Origin of the sequence: Mycobacterium europaeum (assembly GCF_034555895.2) — a bacterium.
Taxonomy (GTDB): Bacteria; Actinomycetota; Actinomycetes; order Mycobacteriales; family Mycobacteriaceae; genus Mycobacterium; species Mycobacterium europaeum.
This window is the reverse complement of sequence record NZ_CP157315.1, coordinates 5,068,055-5,084,142: the sequence shown is the minus strand read 5'-3', so window position 1 is coordinate 5,084,142 and position 16,088 is coordinate 5,068,055. Positions and strand designations below refer to the sequence as shown.

At 69.2% G+C, this 16,088-nt stretch carries 10 protein-coding genes; 4 read left to right on the top strand and 6 right to left on the bottom strand.

Annotation, left to right across the window (positions count from 1 at the left end; all coding sequences use genetic code 11):
• Nucleotides 1-69 precede the first annotated feature (69 nt).
• From U8D42_RS23400 to U8D42_RS23385, 4 genes are all read left to right on the top strand, one after another.
• Nucleotides 70-576 (top strand): hypothetical protein, encoded by a 507-nt coding sequence (locus tag U8D42_RS23400; RefSeq protein ID WP_322858074.1) that lies wholly within the window; start codon nt 70-72, stop codon nt 574-576.
• A gap of 123 nt (nt 577-699) precedes the next feature.
• A complete protein-coding gene (locus U8D42_RS23395; RefSeq protein WP_322858075.1) occupies nt 700-1,167 on the top strand; it encodes a hypothetical protein in 468 nt (155 codons plus the stop codon).
• On the top strand, nt 1,164-1,613 hold the full coding sequence (locus U8D42_RS23390; RefSeq protein ID WP_322858076.1) for an FHA domain-containing protein: 450 nt from the start codon (nt 1,164-1,166) through the stop codon (nt 1,611-1,613). The genes U8D42_RS23395 and U8D42_RS23390 overlap by 4 nt, the downstream gene beginning before the upstream one ends.
• 10 nt (nt 1,614-1,623) lie before the next feature.
• The gene (locus tag U8D42_RS23385) at nt 1,624-3,396 is read left to right on the top strand and encodes an acyl-CoA dehydrogenase family protein (protein WP_322858077.1); all 1,773 of its coding nucleotides are present in this window, start codon (nt 1,624-1,626) and stop codon (nt 3,394-3,396) included.
• 73 nt (nt 3,397-3,469) lie between these two features.
• Here the strand turns inward: U8D42_RS23385 and U8D42_RS23380 are convergent, their stop codons facing one another.
• The 6 genes from U8D42_RS23380 to ag85A all read right to left on the bottom strand — a co-directional run bounded on the left by U8D42_RS23380 (nt 3,470) and on the right by ag85A (nt 16,047).
• Nucleotides 3,470-5,035: an acyl-CoA carboxylase subunit beta gene (locus U8D42_RS23380; protein WP_322858078.1), complete on the bottom strand. Its 1,566-nt coding sequence runs from the start codon at nt 5,033-5,035 to the stop codon at nt 3,470-3,472.
• An 8-nt stretch (nt 5,036-5,043) separates the two neighbouring features.
• The gene (gene pks13, locus U8D42_RS23375; protein ID WP_322858766.1) at nt 5,044-10,341 is read right to left on the bottom strand and encodes a polyketide synthase Pks13; all 5,298 of its coding nucleotides are present in this window, start codon (nt 10,339-10,341) and stop codon (nt 5,044-5,046) included.
• Nucleotides 10,342-10,498: 157 nt separating this feature from the next.
• Nucleotides 10,499-12,397 carry a long-chain-fatty-acid--AMP ligase FadD32 gene (gene fadD32, locus U8D42_RS23365; protein WP_322858079.1) on the bottom strand — a complete coding sequence of 633 codons (1,899 nt, stop codon included), beginning with the start codon at nt 12,395-12,397 and terminating at the stop codon, nt 10,499-10,501.
• Between the two features lie 286 nt (nt 12,398-12,683).
• A complete protein-coding gene (gene culp6, locus U8D42_RS23360; protein ID WP_085242480.1) occupies nt 12,684-13,694 on the bottom strand; it encodes a carboxylesterase Culp6 in 1,011 nt (336 codons plus the stop codon).
• A 232-nt stretch (nt 13,695-13,926) separates the two neighbouring features.
• Nucleotides 13,927-14,832 (bottom strand): esterase family protein, encoded by a 906-nt coding sequence (locus tag U8D42_RS23355; RefSeq protein ID WP_322858767.1) that lies wholly within the window; start codon nt 14,830-14,832, stop codon nt 13,927-13,929.
• Nucleotides 14,833-14,988: 156 nt separating this feature from the next.
• Nucleotides 14,989-16,047, bottom strand: a complete 1,059-nt coding sequence (gene ag85A / locus U8D42_RS23350) for a diacylglycerol acyltransferase/mycolyltransferase Ag85A (protein ID WP_322858080.1) — start codon at nt 16,045-16,047, stop codon at nt 14,989-14,991.
• Nucleotides 16,048-16,088: the final 41 nt, after the last annotated feature.

Here is a 16,088-nt window from a genome sequence, read left to right as displayed (position 1 = left end):
ATTTCACCGCACCCGGGCTAATACCTATTCCGCTGTGATCCACTTCACACGGGAACAATAGGTGGCCCCATGAGCGCGCTGAGCAGGCTGGGAACATGTGCCACGGTGACCATCACGGTGATCACCCCGGCGGCGACGTTCGGGATCATCGGGGCGGCGGCCGAGGGCGGCACCACGGTCGCCCTGGACAACTACTTGCGGCGCTGCGATTTCAGCCGCGTCAGCGTCGCGCCCCAGGTGCCGCGCCCGATGCTCGGCACCGGTTCCGCCCTGATCAATACCTCCGGATCGAGGGCGGTCGCCGAGGTGCATCTGTACGACGAACCCGAGCCCGGCACCCACTTCGACGTCGGGCTGATCCAGATGCCCCGGCCGGCGGCGAGCACCTGCGGACCCGGCGACCCGGGCACCGCCTTCTCCGGCATGGACACCGACGCGGCGGGCAACGGCACGACGACCGTGCAAGACACCATTCGGCCCGGCACGACCGGCGTGTGGGTGATTATCGAGCGGCGAAACGGAAACTCGCAGAATCCGGCGGAGTTTTACACCTCCGAGTTCGTGGCGCCGGTATAACCGCCGCCCCGCCATAACTTCGGTCCGCGGACGGAGTGCCAAAAGTCCCTATCTCGCCGCCTCGGTCAAGTGCTCCGATAAAGGGGATCGCCGAATGACCCGCGACGGATGAGAGGCACGGCAATGAACGATTCACCCCAGTCACAGACCGCGACGCGCTTTTTCTCGCGCGTGCTCGGTCCCTTCCTCGTCATCGTCGACGTAACGGCGGTGGCGCGCGCCTCGGACATGCAGTCGCTGCTGTCGCAGTTCGAGGCGAATTCCATGTGGACCTTCGTGTCGGGCGCTTTCATCTTGCTGTTCGGCCTGAGCATCGTTGCGGCTCACCGAAGCTGGCGTGGCGCCGCGGCCGTCATCGTTTCCCTGCTCGGCTGGCTGATCGTGCTGCGCGGGGTGCTGCTGGTGGCCTTTCCCAAGTTCTTCACCTCGTTGGCGCGCGACATGATCGGCGCGCAGGCCTGGTGGATCGCGTTGTGCGTGGTCTTCGCCTTCGTCGGCCTCTACCTGACCTACGTCGGCTGGGCGCCCGCACCGCAGCGGCCGACTTCGCAAGCGGCAGCGGCGAATCCGGACCTGCCGCGCGCCGCGTGAGCGACGAGGAGTCGACGCCGCCCCGACCAAACGAGCGGGAGGGCTCCGAGGAGCTGACCGGCGACATGGGCACCGCCGTCACCGCCGAGTTCGACGCACCGGCAACTGCAGCCGCGGACGCGGTGGTCGAGAACCGGCCCGCGTTGAGCCCGGGCTCAGCGCTGCTCGTCGTCACGCGCGGGCCCAACACCGGGTCACGGTTCGCCTTGACCCAACCCGTCATGTCGGCGGGCCGGCATCCGGAAAGCGACATCTACCTCGACGACATCACGGTCAGCCGCCGGCACGCCGAATTCCTCAGCGAGGGCGGCGAATTCCGCATCGTCGACGTGGGCAGTATGAACCACACGTATCTCAACCGCGAGGCCGTCGACTCCGCCGTGCTGACCGACGGCGACGAAATCCAGCTCGGCCGGGTGCGCCTGCTTTTCCTCGCCAACGCGTAGCGTCTCTGCCATGAGCGACTACGCCGTTGAGGCGGTGGACCGGCTGCCCTTCTCCACCGAGGAGAAGGCGCAGCGCTACCGGACCGAGAACTACCGCGGGGCCCTGGGTCTCAACTGGTACCTCACCGATCCCACGCTGCAGTTCACCATGGCGTACTACCTGCAGCCCGACGAGCTTGCGGTCGTCGAGCCGCACCTGGTGCGCATGGGCGAGCTGATGGGCGGACCGGTCGCGAGATGGGCGGAGGAGACCGACCGCAACCCGCCCCGGCTGGAGCGTTACGACCGTTGGGGGCACGACGTCAGCGAGGTCGTGATGCCGGCCTCCTTCACCCAGTCCAAGCGCGCGGTCCTGGACGCCCAGCAGGCCCTGCGCAACGACGCGCGGGGCGCCAAGGTGAGCTCGGGTCTGGGCCTGTTCGCGTCGAATTATCTCCTCAACCAGGCCGATATCGGGATGGGCTGCGCCCTCGGCACGGGCGGCGGCATGGTCCAGTCGCTGGTGGCCGCCTACGCGCCCGCCGACGTGCGAGACCACGTGCTGGCCAAATTCGCCTCGGGCGAGTGGGCCGGCGAGACGGCGCAGCTGCTGACCGAACGCACCGGCGGTTCGGACCTGGGCGCGCTGGAGACCACGGCGACGCGCGCCGGCGACGCCTGGATTCTCAACGGCTTCAAGTGGTTTGCCTCCAACTGCGCCGGCGAGGCGTTCGTCGTGCTGGCCAAGCCGGAGGGAGCGCCCGACTCCACGCGCGGCGTCGCCAACTTCCTGGTGCTGCGCACCCGCCGCGACGGGTCGCGCAACGGGGTGCGGGTGCGCCGCCTCAAGGACAAGCTCGGCACCCGCTCGGTGGCGTCCGGCGAAGTGGAATTCGTTGACGCCGAAGCGTTTCTGCTGTCCGGCGAGCCCACCGGGGAGGCTGGCCCGTCCGACGGCAAGGGGCTGGGCCGCATGATGGAGCTGACCAACGCCGCGCGCCTGGGCATCGCCCTGTTCGGGCTCGGCAACGCGCGCCGTGCCCTGGTCGAGTCGCTGTGTTATGCCCGGCGGCGGCACGCGTTCGGCGGCGCGCTCATCGACAAGCCGCTGATGCGGCGCAAGCTCGCCGAGCTGATCGTGGACGTCGAAGCCGCGCAGGCAATGGTTTTCGACGGCACCGGCGCCACCAATCACCGCCAGCCCCGCGGCATGCGGCAGCGCATCGCGGTGCCGGTCACCAAGCTCAAGGTATGCCGGCTCGGGATCACCGCGGCGTCCGATGCGATCGAGATCCACGGCGGCAACGGCTATATCGAGACCTGGCCGGTGGCCCGGCTGCTGCGCGACGCCCAGGTCAACACCATCTGGGAGGGGCCGGACAACATCCTATGCCTGGATGTGCGGCGCGGCATCGAGCAGGCCCGCGCACACGAGGCGTTGCTGGCGCGGCTGCGCGACGCGGTCTCGGTGTCCGACGACGACGACACCACCCGGCTGGTCGCGGGGCGCGTCGAGGACCTGGACGCGGCGATCACGGCCTGGTCCAAACTGGACCGCGACCTGGCCGAGGCGCGGCTGTTCCCGCTGGCCCAATTCATGGGCGACGTCTACGCGGGCGCGCTGCTCACCGAGCAGGCCGCCTGGGAGCGTGCCGCCCGCGGCGGGGAGCGCAAGGCGCTGGTCGCCCGGCTGCACGCCCAGCGGTATCTCGCCGACCGCGGGGCGCTGCGCGGCATCGACGACGACCGCGACGACGCGCTGGAGCGCTTCGACGAACTGGTCGACGGCGCGTTCACGGGCTAGCTTTCGCGAGCAGACACAAAATCGCCCGTCTATCGCCAAGATTGGGCGATTTTGTGTCTGCTCACGGTGATGATTAGACCGGGATCAGCCCGTGCTTGCGCGCCGTGCGGAACCACAATTGCTTGTCCCGCAGCAGCTTCAGCGACTTGCGCAGCAGCAGCCGGGTCTCGTGCGGGTCGATGACCGCGTCGATGAACCCGCGCTCGGCGGCGGTCCACGGGATCGCCATGTTGAGGTTGTAGCCCTCGATGAAGTCCTTCTTGATCTGCTGCGCCTCGGGCGTGGTCGGATCGGGGAAGCGCTTCATCAGCAGCTGCGCGGCCCCCTCGGCGCCGATCACCGCGATGCGCGCGGTGGGCCAGGCGAAGTTGAAGTCGGCGGTCAGCTGCCGGGACCCCATCACCGCGTAGGCGCCGCCGTAGGACTTGCGCACCGTGATGGTCACCTTCGGCACGTCGGCCTCGACCACCGAGTAGAGGAACCGGCCGCCGCGCTTGATGATGCCCCTCTTCTCCTCCTCGGCGCCCGGCAGGAAGCCCGGGGTGTCCACCACGAAGACCAGCGGGATGTTGAACGCGTCGCAGAACCGGACGAACCGCGCCGCCTTGTCGGACGCCTCGTTGTCGATCGCCCCCGACATGTACATGGGCTGGTTGGCGATCACCCCCACCGGGTGGCCGTCGACGCGCGCGTAGCCGGTGATGATGGCCGGGCCGTGCTGCGCGGCGACGTCGAGGAAGTCCCCGTCGTCGAAGATGCGCAGCAGGATCTCGTGCATGTCGTAGGCCGCGTTGTCGGAATCCGGCACGATCGTGTCGAGCTCCAGGTCGGTCGGGGTGATCTCCGGCTCCAGCCCGGGGTTGATGATCGGCGGCTGGCCGAAGGTGCTCGACGGCAGGAACGACAGGAAGTCGCGCACGTACTGGAACGCCTCGGCCTCGGAGTCCACCACCTGGTGGATGTTGCCGTAGCGGGCCTGCGCGTCGGAGCCGCCCAGCTCGTCGAGGGTGACCTCCTCGCCGGTGACCTCCTTGATCACGTCGGGGCCGGTGACGAAGAAGTAGCCCTGGTCGCGCACCGAGACGAGCAGGTCGTCCTGGATGGGCGAATACACCGCTCCGCCGGCGCATTTGCCGAAGATGAGGGAGATCTGCGGCACCAGCCCGGACAGCGCCTCGTGGCGGCGGCCCAGCTCGGCGTACCACGCCAGCGAGGTGACGGCGTCCTGAATGCGGGCCCCGCCGGAGTCCTGGATGCCGATGATGGGGCAGGCGACCATCGCGCACCACTCCATCAGCCGGGCCACCTTGCGGCCGAACATCTCGCCGACCGTGCCCTGGAACACCGTCTGGTCGTGGGAGAACACCCCGACCGGCCGCCCGTCGATCATGGCGTGCCCGGTGACACACCCGTCGCCGTAGAGCGCGTTCGGGTCGTTCGGCGTCTTGGCCAACGCGCCGACTTCCATGAAGGTGCCCGGGTCGACCAGCGCGTGGATGCGGGCGCGGGCGCTGGGGATGCCCTTCTTGTCGCGCTTGGCGACGGCCTTCTCGCCGCCGGGCTCCTTGGCCAGTTCCAGGCGAGCGTAGAGCTCGGCCAGCTTCTCGGCGGTGGTGTGCTGAATAGGAGCTGGCGCCATCTCCGTCACTACTTGCCCACCTCACTCGTCTGACTGGTTTCGGCCTCTACCTTATTCAGCACGTCGGAGAGGTGAGCACCGACCTTGCCGATGATCGGTTCGTCGATGGCCTGGATGTGCTCGCCGCCGATGGGTACCACCTCGAGGTCGGCCACGTACTCGCCCCAGCCGCCGTCGGGCTGGCGGACCGCGTATCGCGGCTCGAACTCGATCACATCGTCGTGGTAGCGATCGGCCATGTACAGGGTGACGTGGCCGTCGTACGGCTCGATCTGTACGGTCTCGAGCGCCCGGTTGTCCAGGTAGGACGTCCGCTGGTGCTCGACGATGCCGCCCGGGATCTGCACGCCGCTCTGCTGGACGATGTCCAGCACGAACTTGACCTGACCCTCGTCGTCGAGCTCTTCGAGTTGCTCGTAGGGGATCGCCGGAATCTCGACGTTGAAGGTGCGCTCGGCGAACTTTGCGTACCGGTCCCAGCGCTTGCGGGTCTCCTCCTGCGTCTGGGGGATCTCCTCACCGGCGCGCACGGTGTCGATCATCCCGACGAAGCGCACGTCTTCACCCGCGCGCTTCAAGCCGATCGCGCACGCGTACGCCAGCGCGCCGCCGAGCGACCAGCCGGCCAGGATGAACGGCTTGCCCGCGTTCATCTCCAACAGCTTCGGCACGTACTGGGCGGCCCGCTCCTGGACGGTGCCCTCCACGCGCTCGAACCCGTACATCGGCGTGTCCGCGGGCAACCGGTTCAGCAGCGGCTCGTAGACCACCGTCGAACCGCCGGCGGGATGGAACACGAACAGCGCCGGTTTCGAGCTGCCCTCGGGTCGCGCCCGCAGGGTGCGGACGAAGCCGTCGATCTGGCCGGCCTCCAGGTACTGGCGGACCTTCTCGGCCAGCGCCTCGATGGTGTCCGACGTCAGGACGTCCTCGGCGCTGACGGCGCCGTCGGCGCGCTCGGAAAGCCGCTGCGCCATCTTGGCCGCGGTGCCCTCGTCGAGCTTGGGCAGCGGGTTGAAGATGCCCCCCGGCGACTTGCCCGTGACGATCGCCCAGGTGGCGAACGTGACCCGCTCGGCCGCATCACGCGGCGGCACATCGGAATTCAGCGCTTTGGACACCGCCTCCTGGCTGAGCGCCCCCGCGAGATCGGGCTTCGCGCCGTTGGTCGCCGCCCCCTTCGGGCCGGACGGATCCGTCGGTGGCGGCGGGATCGTCGCGTCCGACGCCGACGGTGCCGGCTGAGTCTCGGGCTCGGCTCCCCCGCGAGCGGGAGGTGCCCCCAGCGGGTCCGGCGCGGGTGCGGCCACCGTTGTCGGCGTTGCCCCGCTGAGCAGCTGGGCCTGCTCTTTGGCGATCTCCTCGGGCGTAAGCGTCTTCTGGTGCTCGTGCAGCTGCTCGACTTCGTCGCGGTGCTCGACCGCGTACTTGATCAGCTCCTCGATGTTGTAGAGGTTGGCGTCACGCACCGCGGCCAACTGGATCGGGGGCAGGTCGAAGTCGTACTCGACGCGGTTCTTGATCCGCACCGCCATCAGCGAGTCCAGGCCGAGCTCGATCAGCGGCACCTCCCACGGCAGGTCCTCGGGTTCGTAGCCCATGGCCGAGCCGACGATCAGGCCCAGGCGCTCCGCGACGGTCTCGCCCGACTCCGGCGACCACTTGCCCATGCTGGCCGAGAAGTACCGGTTGGTCAGGCTGTCGGTCAGGGTCTCGGCTTCGGGCTCGTCGGTGGGCTCCTGCGGCGCGGCCACAGCCCCGTTGGCGGACGCCGCAAGCGCCGCGCCCGCGCCCACCGCGGTCGGCAGGGCGACGCCCGCGTCGCCGCCGCGGGTGACCAGCGCGTCGTACACCAGCGTGAAGGACTCGTCGATGCGGGCGTGCACCTGCACCGACGCGCCGCCCGGGTGCCGGGTCAGCGTCGTCACCAGGCGGGCGCCCTCACCCGGAACCGCACGCTGCTCGGCCGCCGCCAGCTGCGCGTCCGGAAGGACCTCGGCCGCAGCGGCTTTCACCAGCGCGGGCAGGTCCGTCAGGCCCCGGGGGTTGTACTCCCACACGTGGCGGCCGTCCGGCAGCGCGACGTGGTTACCCGGCATCAGCACCGAGCTGCTGCCGTGCGCGAAGTGCACGTCCAGCCAGTGCTCCTTGCGCTTGAACCGGGTCGGCGGGATGTTCGCGTAATCCCGCGGCCCCGAGGCGCGGCTGAACAGCGTCCAGATGTCCAGCTCGTGGCCGTAGACGTAGAGCTGCGCCATGGTCGAGATCATCGACTCGACCTCGTCCTGCTTGCGGGCCAGCGTCGGGATCAGCTGCGCGTCGTGCAGGCCGGCCGCGGCCGTGGTCAGGCCCACCTGCATCAGCGCCACCGGGTTGGGCGCCAGCTCGAGGAAGGTGGTGTGGCCGCTGTCGACGGCGTTGCGGACGCCGTGGGTGAAGTAGACGCTGTGGCGCAGCCCCTTCTTCCAGTAGTCGACGTCGTGGATCGGCTCGCCGCCGGGCTTGATGTAGGTGCCCTCGTGCACGGTCGAGTAGATCCCGACCGTCGGGCTCGTCGGTTTGATGCCCTGCAGTTCGGCGGCGAGCTCCCCGAGCAGCGGGTCCATCTGCTGGGTGTGGCTGGCGCCCTTGGTCTGGAACTTGCGGGCGAACTTGCCCTCGGATTCGGCGCGGGCGATGATCGCGTCCACCTGCTCGGGCGGGCCGCCGATGACGGTCTGGGTGGGGGCGGCGTAGACGCACACCTCCAGGTCCGGGAAGTCGGCGAAGACCGTCTTGATCTCGTCGGCGGAGTACTCCACCAGCGCCATCAGCCGGATGTACTCGCCGAACAGCATCGCCTCGCCCTCACCCATCAGGTGGGAGCGCGAGCAGATGGTCCGGGTGGCGTCGCGCAGCGACAGCCCGCCGGCGAAGTAGGCCGACGCGGCCTCGCCCAACGACTGCCCGACCACCGCGGCGGGCTTGGCCCCGTGGTGCTTGAGCAGCTCGCCGAGGGCGATCTGGATCGCGAAGATGGTGACCTGGGTGGTCTCGATGCCGTAGTCCTGCGAGTCGTCGAGGATCAGCTCGAGCACCGAGTAGCCCAGCTCGTCCTGGATCAGCGCGTCGACCTTCTCGATCCACTCGGCGAAGACCGCGTTGCGCAGGTACAGGCTCTTGCCCATCTTGCGGTGCTGCGCGCCGAAGCCGGCCAGCACCCACACCGGCCCGTTGGTCACCGGCCCGTCGACGCTGAACACGCCCGGCCGCTGCTTGCCCTCGGCCACCGCGCGCAGACCCTTGACGGCCTCCTCGTGGTCGTGGGCCAGCACCACCGCGCGCGAGCGGCCATGGTTGCGCCGCGACAGCGCCCGCCCGATCGATTCCAGCGACGACGCCTGCCCCTCGGGGCTTTCCATCCAGTCCGCGAGCTCGGCGGCCGCGGCCTTCTTGCGCGAGGTCAAGAACGCCGACACGACCAGCGGGATCAGGGGCTTGGTGGGCTCGGCGGCCTCCTGCGCCGCCAGCTCCTCCAGCGCGATCTCCTTGAGCCGCAACGCCTCGTCGGTGACGCCCGGCAGTTCGGGCTCTTCCTCCTCGGGCACTTCGGCGTCGGGGATGATGTTGCCGAAGTCGTCGAAGCGCAGCGCGTGGGCTTCCATGGTGGGGGGCTCAGCGGCTTCCGAGGCCGCCTCGGCGGTGACCTTCGACTCGGGCTCGGGCTCACGCTCGATCACGTCGCGGGGCAGGACCTCGCGCACCACCAGGTGCGCGTTGGCCCCGCCGAAACCGAAGCTGGACACCCCGGCCAGCGCGTAGCCGCCGTACCGCGGCCAGTCGGTGGGCCGGTCGATCACCTTCAGGCGCATCGCGTCGAAGTCGATGTAGGGGCTGGGGCCGGCGAAGTTGATCGACGGCGGCAGCTTGTCGTGCTGCAGCGCCAGCACCACCTTGGCCATGCTGGCCGCGCCGGCCGCCGACTCCAGGTGGCCCACATTGGTTTTCACCGCACCCAGCAGGGCCGGGCGGTCGACGGGGCGGCCACGGCCGACGACGCGGCCCAGCGCCTCGGCCTCGATCGGGTCACCGAGGACGGTTCCGGTGCCGTGCGCCTCGATGTAGTCGACGGTGCGCGGGTCGATGCCGGCATCCTTGTAGGCGCGGCGCAGCACGTCGGCCTGCGCGTCCTGGTTGGGGGCGATCAGGCCGTTGGACCGGCCGTCGTGGTTGACCGCGCTGCCGGCGATCACGGCCAGGATCTGGTCGCCATCGCGGCGGGCGTCGTCGACCCGCTTGAGCACCAGCATGCCGCCGCCCTCGGAGCGGGTGTAGCCGTCGGCGTCCGAGGAGAACGACTTGATCCGGCCGTCGGGCGACAGCACCTGGCCGATCTCGTCGAAGCCGAGCGTCACCACGGGCGTGACCAGGGCGTTGACGCCGCCGGCGACCGCGACGTCGGCTTCCCGGTTGCGCAGCGCCTGGACGGCCTGGTGGATGGCGACCAGCGAGCTCGAGCACGCGGTGTCGACCGCGACCGACGGGCCGCGGAAGTCGTAGAAGTAGGAGACCCGGTTGGCGATGATCGACGTCGCTGTGCCGGTGATCGCGTAGGGATGCGCGACCGTCGGGTCGGACACCGCCAGGAAGCTGTAGTCGTTGTTGGAGACGCCGACGTACACGCCGACAGACTCGCCGCGCAGGCTGGACGCGGGGATGCGGGCGTGTTCGAGCGCCTCCCAGGTCAGCTCCAGCGCCATCCGCTGCTGCGGGTCGATGTTGTCGGCCTCGGTCTTGGCGACCGCGAAGAACTCGGAGTCGAAGCCCTTGATGTCCTTCAGGTAGCCGCCGCGGGTGCGGGCCTTCGCCATCCGCTCGGCCAGCCGCGGTTCCTCGAGGAACTCCTCCCAGCGGCCTTCCGGCAGGTCGGTGATGGCGTCGCGGCCCTCCATCAGCGCCTGCCACGTCTCGTCAGGGGTGTTCATGTCCCCGGGCAACCGGGTGGACAGGCCGACGATCGCGATGTCGACCCGCTCGGCGGGGCCGTTGCGCGTCCAGTCCGAGACGTCGTCGGAGCTGGTGTCCACTTCGGGCTCGCCCTCGATGATCCGCGTCGCCAACGACTCGATGGTCGGATGCTGGAAGGCCACCGCGACCGACAGGGTGACACCGGTCATGTCCTCGATGTCGGCGGCCATCGCCACGGCGTCGCGCGACGACAGCCCCAGTTCCACCATCGGCACCGACTCGTCGATGTCGTCCGGTGAGCGCCCGACGGCCCTGCCCACCCAGTTGCGCAGCCACTCGCGCATCTCGGGGACCGTCATTGTGCGCCGCTCCTCAGCATCGCTTCGTCCCCCGCAAGCGGGAGGTGCCCCCACTGCATCGTCGCCGGCGCGCAGGTCGGCTTTCTTGGCGGGGACGTCGCCGCCGGTGTTCTCTGGGTTCTCGGAGTGATCAGTCTCAGCCATGGTTTTCGTGAATTCAGTCTGTGGAGCTGGCGAAGGCGGTCGGTGACCCGACGCCGCTGCGCAGGCTGCCGTCGAGGTAGGCGGCGCGGCACGCGCGACGCCCGATCTTGCCGCTCGAGGTACGCGGGATGGTTCCGGCCTGCACCAGGAGCAGGTCGCGGATGGTGACCCCGTGCCGCACGGCGATGGCCGCGCGGATCTCGTCGGCGATGGGCTGGTAGTCGAGCTTGTGCGTGCCGGGCGCGCGCTCGGCAACGATCACCAGCTGCTCGGAGCCGTCCTCGGGGTCGTATTTGAGGCCGGTGTGCGGGTTGTCGAACACCACCTGGGGCAGCTCGTTGGCCGGGACGGAGAACGCGGCCACATAGCCGGTGCGCAGGGCCTTGCTGGCTTCCTGCGCCGAGTACTCCAGGTCCTGCGGGTAGTGATTGCGGCCGTCGATGATGACCAGGTCCTTGATGCGGCCGGCGATATAGAGGTGCCCGTTGTGGTAGGTGCCGTAGTCACCGGTGCGAACCCACAGCCCGTCGTCCTCGGCTCCCTCGGCGTGCGACTTGCTGATGCGCGACTTGAGGATGTTGCGGAAGGTCTCCTGGGTCTCCGCCTCCTTGCCCCAGTAGCCGAGCCCCAGGTTCTTGCCGTGCAGCCAGATCTCGCCGATCTGCCCGTCGGGCAGCTCGCTGGCCGTGTCGGGGTCGACGATGACGGCCCACTCATCGACGCCGATGACGCCCGCGGAAACCTGCGCGACGGCGTTCGGCGCGTCGGCGGGGACCTCGACGAAACGTTGCTTGTTCAGCTCGTCGCGGTCGACGTGGATGACCCTGGGCGCCTCGTCCATCGGGGTGGTGGACACGAACAGCGTCGCCTCGGCCAGGCCGTAGGACGGCTTGATCGCGGTTTCGCGCAGGCCGTAGGGCGCGAACGCCTCGTAGAACTTGCGCATCGACGCCGGGGACACCGGCTCGCTGCCGTTGAGGATCGCCTTGACGTTGCTCAGGTCCAGCGGCGGCTCACCCTCCTTGGGCACACCGCGCACCGCGGCATGCTCGAACGCGAAGTTCGGCGCGACGGTGATGACCTCGCTGTCCGGGGCGTCCTCGGGCTTGCGCGCCATCTCCCGGATCCACCGGCCGGGCCGACGCACGAACGCGGCCGGCGTCATGAAGGTGAAGTTGTGCCCGATCACCGGTGACAGCAGCGCCGTGATCAGACCCATGTCGTGGAAGAACGGCAGCCAGGACAGGCCGCGGTCACCCTCCTTGCCTTCCAGCCCGTTGAGGACCTGCAGCACGTTGGTCGGCAAGTTCAGGTGGGTGATCTCGACACCGGTCGGGGTGCGCGTGGAGCCGGACGTGTACTGCAGGTAGGCGATGGTGTTCTCGTCGGCCTCCGGCTCGACCCAGGTGGCGGCCACCTCGTTGGGCACCGCGTCGACGGCGATCACGCGGGGCCGCTCCTTGGCCGAACGGGCGCGGATGAACTTGCGGACGCCTTCGGCGGCCTCGGTGGTGGTCAGGATCGTCGAGGGGGTGCAGTCGTCGAGCACCGCGTGTAGACGGCCGACGTGGCCCGGCTCGCCCGGGTCGAACAGCGGCACCGCGATCCGCCCGGCGTAGAGCGCGCCGAAGAAGGCGATGAGGTAGTCCAGGTTCTGCGGGCACAGGATGGCGATGCGGTCCCCGGGCTGGGTGACCTGCTGCAGCCGGGCGCCGACGGCCCGGTTGCGGGCGCTGAAATCGCGCCAGACGATGTCGCGCGCGACGCCGTCGCGCTCGGTGGAGAAGTCGAGGAACCGATAGGCCAGCTTGTCGCCGCGAACCCTTGCCCACTTCTCAACGTGCTTGACCAGGTTGGTGTTGTCGGGGAACCTGATCTTTCCATTCACGATGAACGGGTTGTGGTACGGCATTCCGCTCTCCTGTCACACCTGTTTTAGGCCGGCGCTACGCCGGCGTTTTTTGTTCTGGTCGGCCACGCCGACGGTTTCCATCTCTACGCGGGCCAGTCCTCGCGCGGCGCCACCGGCGCCGGCTCCTGCTCATCCCTGGGCTGCTACCAGGACCGGGTCCGCAAAAAAGTGTTATAGCTCTTAAATTCCTCTTAATGTTAAGGGGCGGCCCGCGGCACACCAAATCACAAGGTACCGCTGATCTGCACCGGCAACGGGCTCCTGACGGCTGTGTCCCGCGGCCGGGTCATCCATGTTTGGGATGCGGGGCGTTGGCGATCAGTCCCTGCGCCCAATTCAACGTCCAATCGGTCGCCGGCTGGCCGTCCAGGTTCCAGAACTGCGTCGTCGCGTACAGCGCGTGGACGGGCTGTCCGGCACCGCCGGCCAGGGTGTTGAGCGTGTTGGGCAGGTTGGCCACGCTGAACGCCTCTTCCGGGGCCGCGCAGATGAGGTCGCCCTGTGCGCAGATCTCGTTGGTCTTGCTGTCGAGCGCCCCGAACCCGCCGGGCCGCGCTCCGGTCATGGTCAGACCCAGCCCGGACAGGACGGGCACCTCGTGCAGCGTCACCTCGGCGCCCTCCCCCGGCGGGTTCGGCCCGACGTCCTTGCCCACTCCGGGCTGGCGGCGGCCGTCGGCGATCAACGTCACACCGAGCACGAGGTCGTCGTCCACGGGCCCGCGGCCGTTGCCGATGTCGCTGGCGATGTCACCGGCGATCACCGCGCCCTGCGAGAAGCCCATCAACACGTAACTGGTCAATGGGCACTTGGCGTTCATGTCGGTCATCGCCTGGACTGTCGCGCGGGTGCCCTCGGCGCGGCTCTCGTTGTAGGACATCTGGGTGTCACCGCTCAGCGGGTTGTGGAACTGCGCGGTGTAGGGCGTGGTGTACTCCTGCACCCGGGACGGGGGAAACTGCTGGGTTATCGCCTCGGTCACCTTGTGCAGCAAAGCGTTGGGGAATTGCATGGGGTTAACCGGATTGTCCTGCGGGGCCGACTCCCAGGTGCCGGGGACGTTGACCAGTAGGACATCGGGACAGGACGCGTCCTGCGAAGCCGGCCGGGGTTTGTGGGGGTGGGTGGTCGTCGACGGTGGAGGCAGCACGCCGGGCGGCACCGCGCTGGGCGGCGCCTCGTGGCCGCGCAGCAAGACCACCACCAGCACGATGACCAACAACACCACGCCCGCCATCGCCAAGGCGGCGGTCCAGGCGAGGGCTCGGTGGCGCTTGCGCCGGGCGTTGGTGGCCATGTTCTCCCGCTAGCAGAGTCGGTGGATCGCAGCCAAGCGGTCCTCCCGACCCCTGCTGCACCCCCTACACGGTACCGGCTCCGGCGACCCGGCCAGCGCGGCCGCGAACGGCGGCGATCCGCTACCGAATTTGGCGGCGACCCGCTTCGCCCGGCCACGCCGCGCTCGCGATCGCCGCTACAGAATCGGCGGCGACCCGCTTCGCCCGGCTACGCCGCGCTCGCGATCGCCGCTAGCGAATGGCGCCCACGATGTCGCCCGACATGGCTCCCAATTGGCCCGACCACGAGCCCCAGCCGTTGTCACCGCCGCCGGGGAAGTCGAAGTGGCCGTTGTGCCCGCCGTTGCTGCGGTACTGCTGGTAGAACTCGCGGGAGCTGCCCATCGCCGCGCCCGCCTGACCGATCATGGCGGCGTCGTCACCGCCCATATTCGTCGGGCTGTAGACCCACACGCGGGTGTTGTTCTGCGCGAGCAGCGAGGCGTGCACGTAGGGGTCGTGCCACTTCCACCGGCCCAGCTGCGGGGCGCCCCACATCCCGTTGCCGTCCACGCCGCCGTACTGCTGCAGGCCGGCCAGGATCGCACCGTTGTAGTTGGTGCTCGACGGGTACAGGAATCCCGACAGGGAACCGGCGAAGCCGAAGCGGTCGGGGTGGAAGGCGGCCAGCGCCATCGCGCCGTAACCACCCTGCGAGGCGCCGACGGCCGCGTGGCCGCCGGGTGCCAGGCCCTTGTTTGCGGCCAGCCAGTTGGGCAGCTCGCTGGACAGGAACGTGTCCCACTGCTTGCTGCCGTCCTGCTCCCAGTTGGTGTACATGCTCCACGCCCCACCGGCGGGTGCCACCACCGAGATCCCCTTGCCGCCGAGCGTGTTCATCGCGTTGCCCGCGGTGACCCAGTTGCTGACATCCGGGGCGGCGTTGAAGGCGTCCAGCAGATAGACCGCGTGCGGACCGCCCGCCAGGAAGGCCACCGGGATGTCGCGACCCATCGCCGCCGACGGCACCATCAGGCTCTCGTAACCGGCGGCCCGCGCCTTCCCGGCGGGCCCGCCCGTCACGGTCACGGCGATCAATCCGACCGAGAACGCCGCCACGGAGAACACCCGAAGAAGCGCCGCCGACATACCCCGCACGACCCTCATCTCCACCCTCCATCGTCTAGTCGCTGTCTGCACACTAGCCAGCGCCGTAGTTCCCCCGCCCGCGGGGTAGTGAAACAAGTCACACACCAAGACGACTAGCGGCGGGAACCCCGAAGGGTCCCCGCCGCTAGTGGCGATCTGTTGGGTTTAGGTGCCCTGGCCGCCCTGACCGCCCTGGCCGTTCCCGGCGGCAGCGGCGGCGGTCGCGGGACCGGCGCCCGGCGTGGCGCCCAGCACCGACTGCAGGTCAGGCTTCATGGCCTGCAACTGCGCGCCCCAGTAGGGCCAGTCGTGGGTGCCGTTGGCGTCGAAGTTCCACACCGCGTTGTGGCCACCGGCGGCGTTGTAGGCGTCCTGGAACTTCAGGTTGCTGGTCCGCACGAAGCCCTCGAGGAACTTCGCCGGCAGGTTGTCGCCACCGAGGTCGGACGGCTTGCCGTTACCGCAGTACACCCAGATCCGGGTGTTGTTGGCGACCAGCTTGCCCACCTGCAGCGTCGGGTCGTTGCGCGCCCAGGCGGGGTCCTCCTTGGGGCCCCACATGTCGGCGGCCTTGTAGCCACCGGCGTCGCCCATGGCCAGGCCGATCAGCGACGGGCCCATGCCCTGGGAGGGGTCCAGCAGCGCGGACAGCGAACCGGCGTAGACGAACTGCTGCGGGTGGTAGGCGGCGAGGATCAGCGCGGACGACCCGGCCATCGACAGCCCCACTACCGCGCTGCCGGTCGGCTTGACCTGCTTCTGCGACGACAGGTACTCCGGCAGCTCGCTGGTCAGGAAGGTCTCCCACTTGTAGGTCACACAGCCGGCCTTACCGCAGGCGGGCTTGTACCAGTCGGAGTAGAAGCTGGACTGACCGCCGACCGGCATGACCGTCGAGATGCCCGACTGGTTGTACCACTCGAACGCCGGGGTGTTGATGTCCCAGCCGTTGAAGTCGTCCTGCGCGCGCATCCCGTCGAGCAGGTACAGCGCGGGCGAGTTGGCGCCGCCGCTTTCGAACTGCACCTTGATGTCCCGCCCCATTCCGGCGGAGGGAACCTGCAGGTATTCCACGGGCAGACCGGGGCGCGAGAAGGCACCAGCGGTCGCCGAGCCCCCCACGGCGCCAATCAGGCCCGAGAGCAGGGCCGCGCCGGCGGCCGCCACCACGAGCCGCCGCGGCATACCGGCCACGGCGCCGCGAAACCTGTCGACAAGCGTCATCCTTGCTTCCTCATCCTTTCGGCGCGCCCGTAAATCCGGAC